This is a genomic window from Xylophilus sp. (assembly GCA_009914555.1).
Classification (GTDB): domain Bacteria; phylum Pseudomonadota; class Gammaproteobacteria; order Burkholderiales; family Burkholderiaceae_C; genus WNDY01.
In genome coordinates, this window is record WNDY01000007.1 from 41745 (window position 1) to 58655 (window position 16911).

A 16911-nucleotide genomic window follows, 5' to 3' on the forward strand; every position below is an offset into this window, starting at 1 on the left:
GGGACGGCCCGGCGAGGCTCATGACCCGAGCGACCGGCGGTACGACAGCACGCGCGATTCGATCAGCCGCACCACTGCGTCCGACGCCAGGCCCAGCACCGCGTAGACGATGATGCCGACGACGATCACGTCGGTCTGGCCCCAGTCGCGGGCGCGGTTCATCAGGTAGCCGATGCCGGTCTGGGTGTTGACGAGTTCCAGCACCACCAGCGCCGTCCAGCACAGGGCCACGGCCAGCCGCAGCGAGACGAAGAAGCCGGGCAGCGCGCCCGGCAGCGCCACCTTGCGGATGAACTCGCCGCGTGTGAGGCCCAGCGTCTGCGCCAGCTCGACATGGCCGATGTCGATGCCGCGCAGCGCGGCATGGGTATTGATGTAGACCGGCACCAGCACGGCGGTGAAGATCAGGAAGACCTTCATCGCCTCGCCGATGCCCAGCCAGATGATGACCAGCGGGATCAGCGCCAGCGTCGGAATCGCCCGCTTGACCTGCACCAGCCCGTCGATCAGTGCCTCGCCGGTGCGGGTGAGGCCCGATGCCAGCGCCAGCAGCACGCCGGCCAGCACGCCGAGGAAGAGGCCGCTGTAGGCCCGCGCAGCCGATGCCGCCAGGTGCGGCAGCAGGCTGCCGTCGGCCAGCATCCGCCAGCCGGTGCGCAGCGCGGCGGTCGGTGCCGTCAGCGTCTCGGGCGCCAGCAGGCCCAGGCGCGACGCTGCCTCCCACAGCACCAGCACGACCAGCGGACCAAGGAGCCGCGCGCCCGGCGGCAGCCGGCGCGGCACCAGCGAAGGCCGGTGCGCCGGGGCGGCCGGCCGGGCCGGTGCGCCGCCGCGCGCCTCGTGCGATGGAATGGCGGCCATGGCCGGTCAGCGGTTGGCCGCGATGACGCCGTCGAACGTGTCGACGAACGAGCCTCGGGCGTCGAAGGCCGTCGGTATCGAGCCCGCCTTGTGCAGGATGTCGATCAGCTTCTGGTGGTGCGGGATCGCCTCGCGCGAGGTCTGGAACACCAGCGGGGACTGCGCCTGGATAATCGCCTGCGCACTGTCGGCATCAAGGTGCTGAAAATCGGTGAAGTAATATTTTCCCCACTCCTTTTCATGCGCATTGCTCCATTTTCCGGCGCGCACGAAAGCGGCGATGAATTGCGCGATGGCGGCGGATTTCTTCGGGTCGGCCAGCACCTGCGGGCGCGCGTAGATGTAGCTCGTGGTCGGCAGCAGCCGGCGCTCCTGCGGGTCGCGCACCGGCGTGGCGCCGGCCTGCTCGAGCCGGGTGACGAAGGGCTCCATCAGCACGGCCACGTCGACCGCGCGCGAGCGCAGCGCATCCGGCAGGTCGGCCACGCGCAGGTTGACCGGTTCCACGTCCTTGAGCGTGAGGCCCGCGCGGTTGAGCGCCTCGATCAGGAACACCTGGCGGCCCGAGCCCTCGACGTAGCTGACCTTCCTTCCCTTGAGGTCGGCCAGCCGGTCGATCACCAGCCCCGGGCGGCTGACCAGCCGGTACTGGGCGACTTCGCGGGTGAAGGTGGCGACGATGGGCAGCAGCGTGCCGGCGGCGCGCGCCTGGATCGGCGGCGTGTCGCCCACGTAGGCGATGTCGAGCACGCCGGCGCGGATGGCTTCGAAGATCGCCGGCCCGCCGGCGAAGTTGGGGAATTCGATCTGGAACCCGAGCTTCCTGCGCTCGCCGCTCGCGTCGAGCAGGTTGCGCACCAGTTCACCCTGGTCGGCCACCACCAGCCGGGTCGTGGGATCGACCTTGTCCTGGCCGAAGGCGGTGCCGCCCCAGGCCAGGGCCAACAGGGTGGCGGGGGCGAGGGAGAGAAACGAGCGCTTTTTCATGGATCGGCGTATTGCGGCAGATCGACATATTGGCCGTATCGATTGATCCATTCAAAGGATCGCATCGATCGATTATCGACGCAGCCATGGCATGTCGCGAATCGCAGAAATCTAGCACGCAATTCATAGCGATATTTAATAAGTTAATTTCTTTTTCTTCGTCCACCCGACTCCGCCACAGGGCTGTCTGTCGCGGTGCCGGCGCCCTGCAGCGCCGCGGGCGACAATCGAGGGCATGCCGACCCATGACGATCCTGGCCTGCGCCGCCATGCCGCCCGCGCGGCCAAGCTTGCGGAGGCGCAGGCATGAACACCTCGCCCACCAGCCGCGCCTGCACCACCACCGCTCCTGCATCCCCCGGTCCCGCCTCACCTGCGGCGGCGCCGGCCAGCCTGCCCCCGGCCCGGTCCACGCGCCGATCTGGCTGCTGGCCCTCATCGCGCTCAGCGGTTCGATGGCCATGCATGTCTTCGTCCCGGCGCTGCCGGCCGCGGCGCGCGACCTGCACGCCGGCGTCGCGTCGGTGCAACTCACCATCAGCCTCTACATCCTGGGCATGGCCATCGGCCAGCTGTTCTACGGGCCGCTGTCCGACCGCTTCGGCCGGCGGCCGGTGCTGATGGGCGGGCTGGTGCTCTACACCGTGGCCGGCCTGGGCGCCGCCTTCGCGCCGGACGTGCACAGCCTGGTCGCCGCCCGCCTGCTGCAGGCCTTCGGCGGCTGCGCCGGGCTCGCGCTGGGCCGGGCCATGGTGCGCGACACCTCGGCGCCGCAGGCGGCCGCCCAGCGCCTGGCGCTGATGAACCTGATGACCACCATCGGCCCCGGCCTGGCGCCGCTGATCGGTGCCGCCGTCGTCGGCATCGCGGGCTGGCGCGCGATCTTCGCGCTGTTCACGGTCGCCGGCGCCGCCTGCATCTGGCTGACCTGGCGGCTGGTGCCCGAGACGGCGCGCCCGTCGGCGCAGCTGCACTGGGGCGGGCTGGCCCGCAACTACGCCGGCCTGCTGCGCTCGCCGGCCTTCCTCGGCTATGCGGTAGGCGGCGGCTGCGCGGTGACGTCGATGTATGCCTTCATCGCGCTGGCGCCCTTCGTGTTCACCGAGCAGCTGCACCGCCCCGCCTACGAGGTCGGCTTCTACGTGGCGACCATGGTCTCGGGCATCTGGCTCGGCAGCGTGGCCGCGAGCCGGCTGATCCCGCACATGGACATCGGCCGGCTGATGGTGCGCGGCAACGCGCTGTCGGTGGCCGGGGCCTTCGTGCTGCTGGCCGCGGCACTGTCAGGCCACCTGTCGGTGGCGGCCACGGTGGGCGCGATGTTCGTCTTCACGCTGGGCGCCGGCATGGCCGCGCCCGGGGCGCTGGCGCGCGCGGTGAGCGTCAATCCAAAGGTGATCGGCTCGGCCTCGGGCCTCTACGGGTTCATCCAGATGGCCGTGGGCGCGCTCTGCACCACGGTGGCCGGCCTGGGCCATGCCAATGCGGCGCTGTCGGCAGCGCTGGTGCTGGCGGCAGCCGGCGTGGTCGCGCAGCTGGCGTTCTGGACCGCGGCGCGCTACAGCGGCCGCATACTCCCGGCCTGATAAGCCCAAGGCGCGCGTACAGCGCCCACTTCAGGCTGATACCCTGCGCTTGTTGGCCGGCATCCGCGCCGAGCTGAACACCGCCGCCAGCAGGGCGCTGCCCGCCGCCAGGCCCAGCGCGACCAGCGGCCCGCGGCCGTCGTGCGGGTTCCAGATGCTGAAGACGATGGCCACCAGCATCGCGCCCAGCGTCTGCCCCGTGAGCCGCGCCGTGCCCAGCATGCCGCTGGCCGCGCCGCTGCGGTGCGGCGGCGGCGTGGTGACGATGGCATGGTTGTTGGGCGACTGGAACAGCGCGAAGCCCACGCCGCACAGCGCCATGCGCCAGGCGATGGCGATGTCGCCCGGCTGCGCCGGCAGCATGGCCAGCAGCGCCAGCCCGGCGGCCATCAGCACCATGCCCACGCCACCGAACAGCCCGTCGGGCCAGCGGCCGATGTAGCGGCCGACCAGCGGCGCCGTCACCACGATGGCCAGCGGCCAGGCGGTGATCAGCAGCCCGGCCTGGGCATGGCTGCGTCCCAGGCCGTCGAGCAGCAGGAACGGCAGCGCCACATAGGCCAGCATCTGCGCGCAGAACGCGCTGACCGACGAGGCCATCGAGAGCGCGAACACGGGTATGCGCATCAGGTCCACCGGGAAGAGCGGCAGTGCCAGCGCCGTCTGCCGCCGCAGGTAGAACACGCCCACGAGGACGCCCGCGCCCAGCATCAGCCAGCCCAGCAGCGGCGCGCCCTGCCCGTTGCCGCTGCGAACGCCCAGAGCGTCGGCCCCGGCGAACACCAGCGCGAACATCAGTACATTGAGCAGCACGTCGAGCGCGTTGAACCGCTTGCCCGGCCGCGCGGCCGGCGCATTGGCCGGCAGCACCCGGCGGCCGAGCCACAGCGTGAGCAGGCCCAGCGGCAGGTTCACCGCGAACAGCCAGGGCCACGGCCCGATCGACAGGATGGCCGCGGCCACCGACGGCCCGGCGACCGAGGCCGCCGCGACGGTCAGCGAATTGATGGCCACGCCGCGCCCCAGGAGGTCGGGCGGATAGATCAGCCGCACCAGCGCGGCGTTCACGCTCATGATGCCGGCGGCGCCCAGGCCCTGCACCACCCGCGCCGCCACGAGCGAAGGAAGCGAGTCGGCCAGCATGGCCACCAGCGAGGCCGCGGTGAACAGCGCCGTGCCGCCCAGGTAGATGCGCCGGTAGCCCAGCAGGTCGCCGAACGAGGCCAGCGGCAGCAGCAGCACCAGCACCGCCATCTGGTAGCCGTTGACCACCCAGATCGAATGCGCGGCCTGGGCGCCCACGTCGCGGGCGATGTCGGGCAGCGCCAGGTTCATCAGCGTGCTGTCGAGCACGGCCAGCGCCAGGCCCAGGACGATCACGAACATCGCCTGCGCGCGCCGCGGCTGGGGCAGGCCCGGCGTTTCCTTCGATACGGCAGTGCGGGCCATCACGCAGCCCTCCTCACGCCGGCGCGCGGCCGCAGCGTGCCCTCCGCCAGCAGCCAGGCACCCACCGCGCTGGCGGCGATCGCGGCCAGCATCGGCTGCGCGCCGGCATCGGCGAACGGGCTCACCAGCCCGATCGCCACCGCGCCCAGCCCCAGATGCAGCGTGCCCATCAGCGCCGCGGCCGTGCCGGCGGCGGCACCCTGGTCGTCCATGGTCAGCACGGCCGACAGCGGGATCACGAAGCCCAGGAACCCGTAGCCCAGGAACAGCATCCCCATCAGCAGCGGCAGGCTGCCCAAGCCCAGGATCCACAGTCCGAGCGGCGCGCACATCACCAGGGCGCAGCCGGCGGCCGAGCGCCGCACCACCGGCTTGAGCCCGAAGCGCCGGCCCGCCCCGGCCGCGAACTGCGAGGTGCCGATGAACGAGGCCGCGTTCAGGCCGAACGCCAGGCTGTACCGCGCCGGCGTCAGGCCGTAGTGGCTGATCAGCACGAAGGACGAGTTGGCCAGGTAGGCGAAGAAGCTCGCCACGCCCAGGCCGCCGATGCACGACAGCGCCATGAAATGCCGGTCGCCCAGCAGTTGCCGGTAGGCCCGGGCGATGTCGAGCAGGCTGCCGCGGGCCTGCCCGGCCTGCGGCAGCGTCTCCGGCAGCAGCCGCACGACCGCGGCCAGTCCCGCGACCGCCGCCGCCAGCACCGCCCAGAACACCGAGCGCCAGCCCGCGAGCGACGTCAGCCCGCTGCCGGCCAGCGGCGCCAGGATGGGCGACACGCTGAACACCAGCATCAGCAGCGCCGTCAGCCGCGCGGCCTCGTGACCCGTGTGCAGGTCGCGCACGACGGCACGCGGCACCACGGCCGTGGCCGCGGCGCCCAGCCCCTGCACGAAGCGGAAGGCGACCAGCGCGCCGATGTCAGACGCCAGCGCGCAGCCCACGCTGCCCAGCGCGAACACCGCCAGCCCCGCGAGCATCGGCACGCGCCGGCCCCAGCGGTCGGCCGCCGGGCCGAACACCAGCTGCGCCACGGAGAACGATGCGAAGAACGCCGTCAGGCTGAGCTGCACCTGCCCGGCACCGACGCCGAAACCGGCGCCGATCGATGGGAGCGCCGGCAGGTACCTGTCGATGGCGAACGGCCCGATGGCCGACAGCAGGCCCAGCAGCAGGGCCATGCGGACGAAGGGGGAAACACGAGGGGAAGCGATGGGCATAAGCGCCGGATTGTCGCTGTTGGCCACCAGGCATGCAGCGGCACGGGTAGCGGCGATGTGCTATGAACGGCGGATGGCTTCTTCGCCCACCCCTGCGGCCGGCTTTCGCCGCCCCGTTCCCCTCGACCGCGCCACGCGCCTGCTCAACCACGGGCCGACGGTTCTCGTCAGTGCCGAGCACGCCGGCCGCCGCAACGTGATGGCCGCGGCCTGGAACATGGCGCTGGACTTCGCGCCGCCGAAGGTTGCGGTGGTGATCGACAAGATCGCATTCACGCGCGGGCTGATCGAGGCGTCCGGCCGCTTCGCCCTCTCGGTGCCGGTGCGGGCGCAGGCGGCCTTGACCACGGCCATCGGCGGCACGACCGGCAAGGAGGTCGACAAGGAAGCCGCGCTGGCCGGACTGGCGTGGATCGACGAGCCGAGCAGTACATCGCCGCTGGTCGAGGGCTGCGCGGCCTGGCTGGACTGCCGGCTGATCCCGGAGCCGCACAACCAGCAGGCGTACGACCTCTTCCTCGGCGAGGTGATCGGGGCCTGGGCCGACCGCCGGGTGTATTCGGAGGGCCGGTGGCATTTCGAGGGGTTCGACGACCTGCGGACGCTGCACCATGTGGCCGGCGGGCATTATTTGCTGCCGGGGGAATCGGTGGACGGATAGCCCTCGACACCTTTCTCGAAGTCACCGGCGCGGGCCAGTGCTTCAATCTGGAGGTACAGCCGCGGCAGATCGGCTTTGACCGTCTGCCACACGACTTCGAGGTCGACTTGGTCATAGCCGTAGGACACCCGGTTGCGCATCGTGTACATCACGAGCCAAGGCACGTCCGCATGGGCCTGAGCGAATGCCGGGGCGACGGTCTGGATGTTCCTGGCAGCCTCGCCGATGATTTCGATATTGCGAATGACCGCGTCCTGCGTCATCTCGCTGGCCAGAAAGCCCGCTTCATCGAGGTCCGCAACATACCGGCCGATGCGCTCGATGGCTTGCAGCATGTGCGCGAGATAGTCCGGCACGCGCACCACCTTCTATACAGGCACAGCCGCTGCCAGCACGGCGCTCCTGAACTTCGCAGGCAAGGCCTTGGGGGTGACAACATCGACCGGTACGCCCAGCAGCGCTTCCAGTTCGACCTGGATGCCGGCCACGTCCATCAAGGTGGTTTCCGGTGTCGGGTCGATCAGGATGTCCAGGTCGCTGCCTGCGGTGTCCTGCCCCAGCAGCACCGAGCCGAACACCCGCGCATTGCGGGCGCGGTGGGATTCCACGATCCGGCGGATCGCATGCCGGTTGGCGGCCAGTGCTGCTGAAGGCGTAAGGGGCATGGTCTTCGCTGCAGAAGGGCTCTGTTGTACCCCAGTTGCACGTCGTGATGGTGCCTGGACGTGCTTCTCAAAGCCTGACGACAACCTTGCCGAAGCGTCTGTTGGCTTCCACGTGAGCGAAAGCATCGCCGATTGCATCGAATGCGAAGACGCGATCCACCGGCAATGTCAGCGCTCCGCTTTCCAGCGCCGGCCAAAGGTCATTGCGTACGCGCTGGAAAATATCCCGAATCTCCTGGACGGACCGGGTGCGGAAGGTCACGCCGACATAGCGGATCTGCCGTGCGGCGTGCAGGTCGAAATCGAATTCCCCCTGCGTTCCGCCAAGCCGGCCTACATTGACGACGCGCCCTTCACCTTGGCGGCACGCAGGTTTTGATTGGCGACCTTTCCGGAGATCTGGTCGACGACAAGGTCGACGCCCCGGCCGCCCGTCGCATGCAGAACCTGGTCGGCCCATTCGGACGCATTCGAATCCACCGCGAGGTCTGCGCCGACCTCCTTGAGCCGTCCACGGCGCTTGCGGCCGGACGACGATCCGATCACGAGCCTGGCACCCTGGAGTCTGGCGATTTGAAGGGCCATCAGCCCGACACCCGAGCTGGCGCCCTGCACAAGCACCGATGGACCCGGCTGCAACAGGCCGTTGGTGACCACTGCATCGTGCATCGTGGTCAGGGCGATGGGCAGCGCCGCGGCCTGCTCGAAATCCAGGCCGGCAGGAATCGGCAGCAGTCGGCCCCGGTCCGCGAGCGCATATCCGCAAAGGCGCCGCTGCCCGATCCCATGATCCGGTCGCCAACCGCGACCTCCTAGACGTTGGCGCCGCGCGAGACGACTTCGCCAGCCCATTCCATTTCCAGGACCGTGCCCGCGCCGCCCACCGTCCCATGCGCATGCCCCTTCGAGACACCGATGTCGGCACGATTGAGGGCACAGGCACGGACCGCACCAGGACCTGGTCGTCCTCTGGGACAGGTTCGGGTACTTCCGAAATCCGCGGGCCGCAGATGTCGTTGAGATATGCCTTCATGAAAGGTCCTTTGGCCGGCACGGCCGTTGTGCGCGCCAGTCATTGCCGTGATCGCCAGGCCTACAGCGCCTTCAGCACATACCCGATGCGCGGAAAGTGCACATGCACCGCCCCCGCCCTGTCGTCCGTCCGCGACACCGTGTAGTGCGTGCGCGTCGCCGCCACCAGGATCCCCTCGGTCGCTTCGGTCCCGAAGCTCTCGGGCGTGATGCTGACCGGCGCACCGAGCGCGATGCCGTGTTCGTCCTGGTAGGTGCTGTCGGTCAGCAGTGCCCCCGTCCCGCCCGGCTCGGCCGCGGCGGCCTGGGCGATGGCTTCGGCGGCGTTGGATCGTTCCGGCGTGCCATGGCCGATGGCGGCGATGCGGTCGTGCCACTCGCGCACGGCCGGCACGATGTCGAAGACCGCGGCGAGCCCCGGCGTGCGGTGGCGGGTGAACCACAGCGGGTGGTAGGCGGCGAAGTCGGCGATCGTGGGCTGCTCGCCGAGCAGGAACGGCCGGTCGTCGAGCATGTCGGACAGCCTCCGCAGGTAGGACTTGTAGGCCGCCGCCGCGTCGCCGGGCCGCAGGCGGGCCATGTTGACGGTCATGCGGGCGCGGTCCTCGCCGAAGGCCTTCGCCGCCTCGGGCGGCTGGCCCTGGAAGATCTCGGCCACGCCCCGGGGCTGCATGCTGTAGCCCAGCGCGGCCCAGAACAGGGTGCTGTCGGCCCACTGCGCCAGGGTGCGGGCCAGGCCCTTCTCGGGCTCCGGGTACAGCGTGGGCGCGGGTCGCAGGTGTTCCAGCACGTCGGCGATCAGGGCGGTGTCGACGTAGATGTCGGCACCCGCCTGGAGCACCGGTGTGCGGCGGTAGCCACCGGTGAGCGCAGTCAGGTCGGGCTTGGGCGCGATGGCCGGGATGTGGACCGACTTCCAGGCCAGGCCCTTGTAGCCCAGGAGGAGCCGCGCCTTCTCCGAGAACGGCGAACTGGGGTAGTGGTGCAGGATCAGGTCGGGCATCGCGGATTTCCTTAGAAGGGGTATGCATGGCTGGCTGGCATCTGGCGCCTACCATAAGGCTCTACCCAGGCCAGTATGTATCCATCAGTCGGTGGACGGCAGGCGCTGCGCCTGGGCGCTGGCCGGGCCGGTGGGCAGGCGCTTGCGCACGTACTTGAAGGTGCCGGTCGCGTGGGCGCAGGCGCGCTCCTGGGCATCGTAGATGGTGGCTTCGACGAAGGCCAGCGTGGCGGTGCGGTGGATCAGCCGCCCGCGCGCGGCCAACGGGCCGACGGAGGGCTGCATGAAGCTGGTCTTCATCTCGATGGTGACGACGCCGGTCTGCGGGTCGATGCTGCGCGCCGCGGCGGCCATGGTCACGTCCAGCAAGGTCATGCAGGCGCCGCCGTGGGTCACGTCGAAGGTGTTGAGGTGCTCGGGCTTGGCGGTGTAGCGAATCTCGGACCGGCCTTCGGCGAACCGGGTCAGCTCGAAGCCGAGCAGGCGGGCGAAGGGAATGCGGCTGGTGTAGGCCTGGCGGTCGAAGTCGTCGGTGGTCGTCATGGGGTTCTGCGAAAGGGTCTGCCGTGCAGACGATTGTGGCGTCCCGCGCCGCCCTGCCCTGTCGCCTGGGCGAACGGCGGGTGTCAGTCCGCTTCGCGCAGCCGCGAGTGCAGCCAGATCAGCACGACGCCCACGGCTGCGGCAAGGGCGCCGCCGGCCGCCAGCAGGGTGCCAACGGCGTCGCCGTCGGGCTGGCGCAGCGTGGCCACGCCGAGCACCAGGGCGAGCAGGCCGGCGAAGATCAGCGTCCAGATCAGGTGGTGCAGGCGCTTGATCGCGCGCGGCGAGATGGCAAAGGGCATGGATGCGGAGAAGGTCGATGGATGGCGGGCGCTCACGACGCCCACGGATAGGGCAGCGGCCGCCACGGCCGGCCGACAGCCTTGCGCAGCTGGCGCCACCACTTGGGAAGGCGGTTAAAGGCCAGCTTGGGCTGGATGCGCACGGCCGGGTCCACCTCGTGCAGCAGCGCAACCCAGGCGCCCGGCGGCAGGCCGTCGTGGCGGGCGAAGAACAGCGCCAGGTCGGCGCGGAACTCCTTGAAGTTGTGGTAGTGCAGGATCGCGTGGGTCGTCGCGGCCGGACGGATGCCCCGGCGCGCCAGCACGGCCGAGAGGGCAACCTGCTCCACGGTCGGGATCGGCACCACGGGCCACATGGCGTCGATCAGCGCGATGGTGTCGTCGAGCACCGGCAGCAGGCGGGCGCACAGGCCGATGACGCCGGAATTCCACAGCGTCAGGTCCATCGGCAGGCGGACCGCCTCGCCGCCGACGTCAAAGGCGTGGCGCCGCGCGGCCTTGCAGAGCCGGGCGTGCGAGCGGGTCTGCCGGCGGATGGCGTACAGCCCCCCTTCGGGCTCGTTGAGCAGGACCTCGCCGGCGGCCAGGCGCTCGAACAGCGGCGCCGGGTCGGTGAGGAAGAAGGTGTCTGAATCGACGAACAGGAAGTTGTCGCCCGGCTGCGGCCCCACGCTGCGCGCCGCGTGCGCGATGGCCTGCGGCTTGATGCGGTGCAGGTAGCCCTGCGGGCCGCCGCGCCAGGCGTCGAGCCGGGCGCGGTCCACCGCAAGGCAGCGCAGGTCGGCACCGTCGCCCAGGTAGCGCGCGAAGAACTCCGGCTGGTCGGTGACCACCAGTGCCGTGGCCGGCACCGTGCTCCGCAGGCGCGCCGACAGCAGCGCATAGACCGCTTCCTGCCGGAAGCAGTCGGCGCCGTGGGCCATGGTGATGAGGTAGTTCAAGGCAGACTCCGGCAAGGCGAAGCCGCGATTCTGCCGTGAAGCGAAGTCCTTACAGAACCTCGAAGATGCCGGCTGCTCTCATGCCGCCGCCGATGCACATCTCGACCGCCACGCGCCTGGCGCCGCGGCGCCTGCCTTCGATCAGCGCATGGCCGGTCAATCGCTGGCCCGACACGCCGTAGGGATGGCCCAAGGCGATCGCGCCGCCGTTCACGTTGAGCCGGTCGGTCAGGATGCCGAGCCAGTCGCGGCAGTGGATGACCTGCACGGCGAAGGCCTCGTTGAGCTCCCACAGGTCGACATCGTCCACCTTGCAGGCCCAGCCTGCCCGGCCCCTCTCGGGTCGATGCCGGCGCGGGCCACCGCGTATCCGTGGGCCAACGGGCAGGTCGAGCGGATGAACCGGACCATCAAGGAAGCGACCGTCAAACACTTCCACTACGACGATCAGGCGCATTTGCGCCAGCACCTGGCCAACTTCATCGACGCCTACAACTTCGGCCGCAGGTTGAAGACCTTGAAGGGCCTGACGCCGTATGAATTCATCTGCAAACAGTGGACTTCCGTGCCCGTGCGGTTCGGGATTGATCCGATCCATCTAATGCCGGGACTGAACAGCTAGGCACCTCGCCAGGCCGTTACATGGCTGAACGACATTCGGGACGACACTGAGAGGCATCGAGCACGACATAGCGTCCACTGGCGAGCATGACGGAACGCCGGTAGATGCCGGCCACACCCCGCCCGTCGGCCACGGGGCGATGTTCCAGGCCGGTTTCGACGGCAATATCCTTCGCGGCCTGCGCCAGCTCGCGTCCGCGCAGCGTCGCCAGCAGGTTGCGTACGAAGACGATGCGCTGCCCGCGCTGTTCGGCCAAGCCCTGTTCGGTCAGGAAAGCCGGCGCGCTGCCGTAGCGCGTCCTTGACCCCGGCTCCAAAGCCCAGGTCGCCCAGCCCCCTTGCCGCCGCCGATCAATTGCTGGTCGAGCCAAGTGGCGCCGATCACGCGCGCCTGCCGCTCGATGGAGAGATGCGATTTCAGTTCCACCGCCACGCCACCGCCAAGGCGTTGCCGTCCGTGCCATCGACGATCAGATAACCCTTGTCGTACAGCCCCTCGGCCAGGCCCTTGCCGACGACGTGGTCAACGATGGCGCGGCCAGTTCCGCCGGCTGGAACATGGCCAGCTCGCGCTGCTTGCCGCTCATGGCGCGCTGCATCGTGTGGATGATGTCGCCTCGCTCGCCCATCGCCCGCAGGGGTCGGCTCGGCGTCGGCATGGACGGCCCACACGCCGCGCTGCGGCTCGCTCGCCAGGCCCATGCGCTGCAAGTGTTGCAGGCGGCCGATCAGCACTTGCCGCTGGCGTTGCAGCCGGGGCTCTGCGAAGCGTTCGACGCGCATCAGACTATCCCGGCCTCACGCTGCAAGGCGCGATCCAGGCCCTTCCACCGCTCCTGATCGACTTCGCGCCGCACGGCGCGCTGCATCTCCAGTTCGGTGTACGGCCCCAGCCATTCGGTCGCCAGTTCCGACGCCCGCCGACGCATCCCGTCGGCGATGTAGTCGCGGGAAATGATGAGGTCTTTTGCCGGTGTCGTCCTTGCCGCGCAGAACGACATGCGTGTGTGGGTTGTCGGTGTTCCAGTGATCGACGGCCACCCATTCCAGCCGCGTACCCAAGTCGGCCTCCATGCGCGCCGTCAAGTGCCGGCGTAGGTGCACAGCTCCCGGAGTTCTACTTCGCAGGTTTGTGCCTGCGCCGTGTCAACGACGGACTTGGTGAGTTTGACCTTCGCCATGAGGTGCTCCTGAAAGGCCCCGATTCCAGGGGCCGGCTAGGAGCCAGGCGGAAGGGCACCAGAGCGGTTTGCATCGCGCACCGGGATATGATCGAAGGCATTGGCCTCGGGGAAAACCTGCTACAGCAAGCCTCATCCAAGCCCATCGTTAGCCTGGTGCGGATGCCATGCTCTGGCTTGAAAACCCCCGCACGCAAGGCGTGCCGGTTCACTCCGGCTCCGGGCACCACCCTTTGAAGCCGATGCCTACCTGGATGCAGCCTGCAGCACCACCCATGCCGGTGCATGGTCGCTCGGCCGGGGCCGGCCGCGCACCTCGCGGTCCACCCCCGCATCCTGCAGCCGCCGCGCCGCCGCCGGATTGAGCAGCAGGTGGTCGATGCGCAGGCCGGCATTGCGCTGCCAGCGCTGGCGCAGGTAATCCCAGAAGGTATAGATCGTCTCGCCGGGATGACGCGCACGCAGCGCGTCGGTCCAGCCGCTCGCCACCAGCGCCCGGAACGCCTCGCGCACCTCGGGGCGGAACAGCGCGTCGTCCACCCACGACTCGGGCTTGTACACATCGGCCTCGGTCGGGATGATGTTGAAGTCGCCGGCCAGCACCACCGGCTCCGCGCGGCCGCGCAGCGCTGCGGCGCGGGCGGCCAAGCGCTCCAGCCATGCGAGCTTGTAGTCGAACCGGGGCCCCGGCGCGGGGTTGCCATTGGGCAGGTAGAGGCAGGCCACAAGCACGCCGTCGACCGCGGCCTCCAGGTACCGGCTCTGGCTGTCGTCCGCATCGCCCGGCAGGCCGCGCTGCACCTCCACCGGCTCGGCGCCGCGCGCAAGGATGGCCACGCCGTTCCAGGCCTTCTGCCCATGCCACAGCGCGCCGTAGCCGATCGCGCGGACCGGCTCGGCCGGGAAGGCCGCGTCGGTGCATTTCAGTTCCTGCAGGCAGGCGATGTCGGGCCGCGACTCCTCCAGCCATTGCAGCAGCGCCGGCAACCGGGCGTTGACGCTGTTGACGTTGAACGTGGCGATCTTCATGGAGTCGAGCGTAGAAGACCGCGGGGACATGCCTGTTCCAAGAGGTTGCGCGGCCTGCGCGGCGCCAGCGGGCGCGTCCATCACGACGGCCGCATGGCTGACACCCGCGCAGGAATCCGCCGACCGGGCGGCGCGACGGTGCCGGTCCATGGTGGCACCATGAACCTCGCCGAATCGACCCACGAGTTCGAACTCCTGCTCGCACGCGGTGGCTTGGCAGCAGCGATCGGATGGCTCAACGCCAGCGTGCCGCACCGCTATACCGCCGCCTATCGCATCGCAGCGGCGCAGCTGCACAGCGTTTACGTGCACGACAAGCGCGGCGAACTGCCGCCCGGCAACCTGTCCACGGTCGACCTGGACAGGAGCTTCTGCCAGTTCGCCGTCCAGGCAAACGGAGCCATCGTCGCCGATGCGGCGAGTGATCCACGGCTGGCCGACATTTCGGCCGCATCGAAGGTAGTGGCCTATTGCGGCGTACCGATCGGCGCGGGCGACGTCGACCTGTTCGGCACCCTGTGCCATTTCGACAGCCAGGCACGGGCGGTGACGGATGCGCAGTTCGCGCTGCTGGAGGCCGCCGGGCAGCAGTTGTACCCGTACCTGATGGCCGCAGGCTTTCCGCGCTGAGGGCGCCGCCCGGCCACGCTGCACACATGGCCTTACGTGGCCGGCCAGGTCGGCCGCCAGAATGAACCCATCGCCCCTTCCCTGGAGAAACCCGCTTCCTGCCCATGACACCGGCGCCGACCTCCTCCTCTTCCCCCTCCTGGCAATTCTTCCGCGCGGGCGGCGTCCCGCAGGTCGTCATCCGCACCGGCGAAGACATCGCCCGCCTCGACACCCTCGACCAGAAGCTCTGGGTCGCGCTGGCCTGCCCCACGCGTGGCGTCGAATTCGATCCCCGGACCCTCGACCTGATCGACACCGACCGCGACGGCCGCATCCGCCCGCCGGAACTGCTGGCCGCCTGCCGCTGGGCCTGTGCGCGCCTGCGCGATCCGCAGACGCTGGTGGACGGCGGCGCCGTGCTCGCGCTGGCCGAGGAGGCGCGCCGCCTGCTCGCGCTCAAGGGCCGCGAGGACGCGACCCACATCGCGCTGGAGGACGTGGTCGACCGCAGCACCGTGCTCACTTCCATGCGCTTCAACGGCGACGGCGTGGTCACGCCGGCCACCGCTGCCGAAGACGCGGACCTGCGCCGCACGCTCCAGGAGATCGCGGACACGCAGGGCACCGTTGCCGACCGCAACGGTCAGGCCGGCGTGGACCGCCAGCGCGCCGAGGCCTTCTTCGCCGACGCGCGCAAGCTCGACGACTGGTATGCGCGGGCCACGGCCCAGCAGCCCGCCCTGCCACTGGGCGAACGGACCCTGGCCGCGGCGGAGGCGGTGGAGGCCGTGCGCGCCAAGGTGGATGACTACTTTGCCCGCACGCGGCTGGTCGGCTACGACCCGCGCGCCGCTGCCTCGCTGCAATCCACGCCCGACGAATACCACGCGCTGGGCCTGCGGACGCTTTCGCTGGACGACGAGGCGCTGCGCGCCCTGCCCCTGGCCACGCCGGAGCCAGGCCGGGCGCTGCCGCTGACCGAAGGCGTCAACCCCGCCTGGGCCGCCGCGCTCCGGGCGCTCAAGGTCAGGGCGGTCGATCCGTTGCTGGGCGGCGCGCACAAGGTACTGGACGAGGCCGCCTGGACCCGGGTCCGCGAGCGCCTGTCCACCAGCCGCGCTTGGCTGGCCGAGAAGCCCGACACGTCGCTGGGCCGGCTGGACGCGGACGACCTGCGGCGGCGCCTGGCGGCCGGCATCGAGGCCGCAGTGCTGGACCTGATCACGCAGGACAAGGCGCAGGAGCCGCGCAACGCCCGGCTCGCCGACTTGGAAAAGCTGCTGCGGCTGCAGCGCGACCTGCTGCGGCTGCTGCACAACTTCGTATCGTTCCAGGACTTCTACAGCCGCGAGGGTGCGATCTTCCAGGCCGGCACGCTATACCTGGATGCCCGCAGCTGCGACCTGACGGTGCAGGTGGCCGACCCGGCCAGGCATGCGGTGCTGGCCGGACTGGCCAAGACCTGCCTGGCATATTGCGAATGCATGCGCGAGGGCGAGAAGATGTTCATCGCCGCTGCCTTCACCGCAGGCGACGTCGACTTCCTCTTCGTGGGCCGCAACGGCGTGTTCTACGACCGCCAGGGCCGCGACTGGGATGCCACCATCGTCAAGCTGATCGAGAACCCGACCAGCATCGGCCAGGCCTTCTTCTCGCCGTACAAGAAGTTCCTGCGCGTGCTGGAGGAACAGGTGGCCAAGCGGGCAGCCGCGAGCGAGACGGCGTCGCAGGGCTCGCTCGCCGCACTGGCCACCGGCGTGGCATCGGCCGACAAGCCGGCCCATCAGGGCGCGCCCGCGGCGGCTCTCGCCAGGCTGCCGGGCCGGGTGGACGTCGGCACGGTGGCCGCCATCGGCGTGGCGCTGGGAAGCATCAGCGCGGTGCTGGTGGGCATCTTCGGCAAGTTCATCGAGCTGGGGCCGTGGATTCCGATCGCGGTCCTCGGTATCGTCATCGCCATCTCGGGCCCGAGCATGCTGATCGCCTGGCTCAAGCTGCGCCAGCGCAGCCTGGGCCCCATCCTGGACGCGAGCGGCTGGGCGGTCAACGGGCGCATGAAGGTCAACACACGGCTCGGCGCCTCGTTGTCCCGGATCGCCCATGTGCCACACAGCGCCACAGCGCTGGCGCGCGACCCGTTCGCGGAGCGCCGCGGTCCGGCCTGGACGGCCGGCATCGTGCTGGCCCTGGCCTTGCTGGCCGGCAGCGGCTAATGGCTGGG

The 16911-nt window shown here is 70.0% G+C and carries 20 protein-coding genes and 3 pseudogenes; 5 read left to right on the top strand and 18 right to left on the bottom strand.

Going from position 1 to position 16911, the window contains the following annotated elements; all coding sequences use genetic code 11:
- Positions 1 to 18: 18 nt before the first annotated feature.
- Both GAK38_RS05880 and GAK38_RS05885 read right to left on the bottom strand, forming a co-directional pair.
- Positions 19 to 861 carry an ABC transporter permease gene (locus GAK38_RS05880; protein ID WP_325342265.1) on the bottom strand — a complete coding sequence of 281 codons (843 nt, stop codon included), beginning with the start codon at positions 859 to 861 and terminating at the stop codon, positions 19 to 21.
- 6 nt (positions 862 to 867) lie between these two features.
- Complete coding sequence (locus tag GAK38_RS05885; RefSeq protein ID WP_325342267.1) at positions 868 to 1848, bottom strand: ABC transporter substrate-binding protein; 981 nt, start codon at positions 1846 to 1848, stop codon at positions 868 to 870.
- Positions 1849 to 2303: 455 nt separating this feature from the next.
- On the opposite strand from GAK38_RS05885, the gene GAK38_RS05890 reads away from it, so the two are divergent.
- On the top strand, positions 2304 to 3434 hold the full coding sequence (locus tag GAK38_RS05890; protein WP_443089167.1) for a multidrug effflux MFS transporter: 1131 nt from the start codon (positions 2304 to 2306) through the stop codon (positions 3432 to 3434).
- A gap of 30 nt (positions 3435 to 3464) precedes the next feature.
- Here GAK38_RS05890 and GAK38_RS05895 read toward each other — a convergent pair whose 3' ends face one another.
- Entirely contained in the window at positions 3465 to 4883 is a 1419-nt protein-coding gene (locus GAK38_RS05895) for an MFS transporter (protein WP_325342271.1), read from the bottom strand.
- A complete protein-coding gene (locus GAK38_RS05900; RefSeq protein WP_325342273.1) occupies positions 4883 to 6061 on the bottom strand; it encodes a multidrug effflux MFS transporter in 1179 nt (392 codons plus the stop codon). Before GAK38_RS05900 ends, GAK38_RS05895 begins: the two co-directional genes overlap by 1 nt.
- A 112-nt stretch (positions 6062 to 6173) precedes the next feature.
- Here GAK38_RS05900 and GAK38_RS05905 point away from each other — a divergent pair, with 112 nt between their 5' ends.
- The gene (locus tag GAK38_RS05905) at positions 6174 to 6761 is read left to right on the top strand and encodes a flavin reductase family protein (RefSeq protein ID WP_325342275.1); all 588 of its coding nucleotides are present in this window, start codon (positions 6174 to 6176) and stop codon (positions 6759 to 6761) included.
- Here GAK38_RS05905 and GAK38_RS05910 read toward each other — a convergent pair.
- The 9 genes and pseudogenes from GAK38_RS05910 to GAK38_RS05950 form a co-directional block, all read right to left on the bottom strand.
- The gene (locus GAK38_RS05910; RefSeq protein WP_325342277.1) at positions 6728 to 7117 is read right to left on the bottom strand and encodes a HepT-like ribonuclease domain-containing protein; all 390 of its coding nucleotides are present in this window, start codon (positions 7115 to 7117) and stop codon (positions 6728 to 6730) included. The genes GAK38_RS05905 and GAK38_RS05910 overlap by 34 nt on opposite strands.
- Positions 7118 to 7129: 12 nt before the next feature.
- On the bottom strand, positions 7130 to 7426 hold the full coding sequence (locus GAK38_RS05915) for a nucleotidyltransferase family protein (protein ID WP_325342279.1): 297 nt from the start codon (positions 7424 to 7426) through the stop codon (positions 7130 to 7132).
- A gap of 67 nt (positions 7427 to 7493) precedes the next feature.
- Positions 7494 to 7748 (bottom strand): annotated as a pseudogene (locus GAK38_RS23850) (zinc-binding dehydrogenase); the annotation flags it as partial.
- Between the two features lie 11 nt (positions 7749 to 7759).
- Positions 7760 to 8278 (bottom strand): quinone oxidoreductase family protein, encoded by a 519-nt coding sequence (locus GAK38_RS05925; RefSeq protein WP_325342282.1) that lies wholly within the window; start codon positions 8276 to 8278, stop codon positions 7760 to 7762.
- 241 nt (positions 8279 to 8519) lie between these two features.
- The gene (locus GAK38_RS05930; RefSeq protein WP_325342284.1) at positions 8520 to 9461 is read right to left on the bottom strand and encodes a glutathione S-transferase family protein; all 942 of its coding nucleotides are present in this window, start codon (positions 9459 to 9461) and stop codon (positions 8520 to 8522) included.
- A gap of 84 nt (positions 9462 to 9545) precedes the next feature.
- The gene (locus GAK38_RS05935) at positions 9546 to 10004 is read right to left on the bottom strand and encodes a PaaI family thioesterase (protein WP_325342286.1); all 459 of its coding nucleotides are present in this window, start codon (positions 10002 to 10004) and stop codon (positions 9546 to 9548) included.
- 83 nt (positions 10005 to 10087) lie between these two features.
- Complete coding sequence (locus GAK38_RS05940; protein WP_325342288.1) at positions 10088 to 10306, bottom strand: hypothetical protein; 219 nt, start codon at positions 10304 to 10306, stop codon at positions 10088 to 10090.
- 32 nt (positions 10307 to 10338) lie between these two features.
- Positions 10339 to 11247 (bottom strand): hypothetical protein, encoded by a 909-nt coding sequence (locus tag GAK38_RS05945; protein WP_325342290.1) that lies wholly within the window; start codon positions 11245 to 11247, stop codon positions 10339 to 10341.
- 49 nt (positions 11248 to 11296) lie between these two features.
- A pseudogene (locus GAK38_RS05950) lies at positions 11297 to 11560 on the bottom strand (acetyl-CoA C-acyltransferase); the annotation flags it as partial.
- Positions 11561 to 11614: 54 nt separating this feature from the next.
- On the opposite strand from GAK38_RS05950, the pseudogene GAK38_RS05955 reads away from it, so the two are divergent.
- Positions 11615 to 11869: pseudogene (locus GAK38_RS05955) on the top strand (integrase core domain-containing protein); the annotation flags it as partial.
- A gap of 16 nt (positions 11870 to 11885) precedes the next feature.
- Here GAK38_RS05955 and GAK38_RS23855 read toward each other — a convergent pair.
- The 5 genes from GAK38_RS23855 to xth form a co-directional block, all read right to left on the bottom strand.
- Positions 11886 to 12125, bottom strand: coding sequence for a DUF3363 domain-containing protein (locus GAK38_RS23855; RefSeq protein WP_443089160.1), 240 nt, complete (start codon positions 12123 to 12125; stop codon positions 11886 to 11888).
- Positions 12126 to 12136: 11 nt separating this feature from the next.
- Positions 12137 to 12301 carry a DUF3363 domain-containing protein gene (locus GAK38_RS23860; RefSeq protein ID WP_443089161.1) on the bottom strand — a complete coding sequence of 55 codons (165 nt, stop codon included), beginning with the start codon at positions 12299 to 12301 and terminating at the stop codon, positions 12137 to 12139.
- Complete coding sequence (locus GAK38_RS23865; RefSeq protein WP_443089162.1) at positions 12286 to 12651, bottom strand: DUF3363 domain-containing protein; 366 nt, start codon at positions 12649 to 12651, stop codon at positions 12286 to 12288. Before GAK38_RS23865 ends, GAK38_RS23860 begins: the two co-directional genes overlap by 16 nt.
- Entirely contained in the window at positions 12651 to 12869 is a 219-nt protein-coding gene (locus GAK38_RS23870; protein WP_443089163.1) for a hypothetical protein, read from the bottom strand. The genes GAK38_RS23865 and GAK38_RS23870 overlap by 1 nt, the downstream gene beginning before the upstream one ends.
- Before the next feature lie 426 nt (positions 12870 to 13295).
- Positions 13296 to 14078, bottom strand: coding sequence for an exodeoxyribonuclease III (gene xth / locus GAK38_RS05965; protein WP_325342291.1), 783 nt, complete (start codon positions 14076 to 14078; stop codon positions 13296 to 13298).
- Positions 14079 to 14171: 93 nt separating this feature from the next.
- Here xth and GAK38_RS05970 point away from each other — a divergent pair, with 93 nt between their 5' ends.
- Both GAK38_RS05970 and GAK38_RS05975 read left to right on the top strand, forming a co-directional pair.
- Positions 14172 to 14708 (top strand): GAF domain-containing protein, encoded by a 537-nt coding sequence (locus GAK38_RS05970; protein WP_325342293.1) that lies wholly within the window; start codon positions 14172 to 14174, stop codon positions 14706 to 14708.
- 104 nt (positions 14709 to 14812) lie between these two features.
- Entirely contained in the window at positions 14813 to 16903 is a 2091-nt protein-coding gene (locus tag GAK38_RS05975) for a hypothetical protein (RefSeq protein WP_325342295.1), read from the top strand.
- Positions 16904 to 16911 lie beyond the last annotated feature (8 nt).

Coding starts and splice junctions, on each gene's coding strand:
- GAK38_RS05890 (WP_443089167.1), top strand. CDS start 2,304: ATGGCCATGCATGTCTTCGTCCCGGCGCTGCCGGCCGCGGCGCGCGAC.
- GAK38_RS05925 (WP_325342282.1), bottom strand. CDS start 8,278: ATGGGCTGGCGAAGTCGTCTCGCGCGGCGCCAACGTCTAGGAGGTCGC.
- GAK38_RS05900 (WP_325342273.1), bottom strand. CDS start 6,061: ATGGCCCTGCTGCTGGGCCTGCTGTCGGCCATCGGGCCGTTCGCCATC.
- xth (WP_325342291.1), bottom strand. CDS start 14,078: ATGAAGATCGCCACGTTCAACGTCAACAGCGTCAACGCCCGGTTGCCG.
- GAK38_RS23870 (WP_443089163.1), bottom strand. CDS start 12,869: ATGTCGTTCTGCGCGGCAAGGACGACACCGGCAAAAGACCTCATCATT.
- GAK38_RS05940 (WP_325342288.1), bottom strand. CDS start 10,306: ATGCCCTTTGCCATCTCGCCGCGCGCGATCAAGCGCCTGCACCACCTG.
- GAK38_RS05905 (WP_325342275.1), top strand. CDS start 6,174: ATGGCTTCTTCGCCCACCCCTGCGGCCGGCTTTCGCCGCCCCGTTCCC.
- GAK38_RS05930 (WP_325342284.1), bottom strand. CDS start 9,461: ATGCCCGACCTGATCCTGCACCACTACCCCAGTTCGCCGTTCTCGGAG.
- GAK38_RS05970 (WP_325342293.1), top strand. CDS start 14,172: ATGGCTGACACCCGCGCAGGAATCCGCCGACCGGGCGGCGCGACGGTG.
- GAK38_RS05935 (WP_325342286.1), bottom strand. CDS start 10,004: ATGACGACCACCGACGACTTCGACCGCCAGGCCTACACCAGCCGCATT.
- GAK38_RS05885 (WP_325342267.1), bottom strand. CDS start 1,848: ATGAAAAAGCGCTCGTTTCTCTCCCTCGCCCCCGCCACCCTGTTGGCC.
- GAK38_RS23865 (WP_443089162.1), bottom strand. CDS start 12,651: ATGCGCGTCGAACGCTTCGCAGAGCCCCGGCTGCAACGCCAGCGGCAA.
- GAK38_RS05880 (WP_325342265.1), bottom strand. CDS start 861: ATGGCCGCCATTCCATCGCACGAGGCGCGCGGCGGCGCACCGGCCCGG.
- GAK38_RS05895 (WP_325342271.1), bottom strand. CDS start 4,883: ATGGCCCGCACTGCCGTATCGAAGGAAACGCCGGGCCTGCCCCAGCCG.
- GAK38_RS05975 (WP_325342295.1), top strand. CDS start 14,813: ATGACACCGGCGCCGACCTCCTCCTCTTCCCCCTCCTGGCAATTCTTC.
- GAK38_RS05915 (WP_325342279.1), bottom strand. CDS start 7,426: ATGCCCCTTACGCCTTCAGCAGCACTGGCCGCCAACCGGCATGCGATC.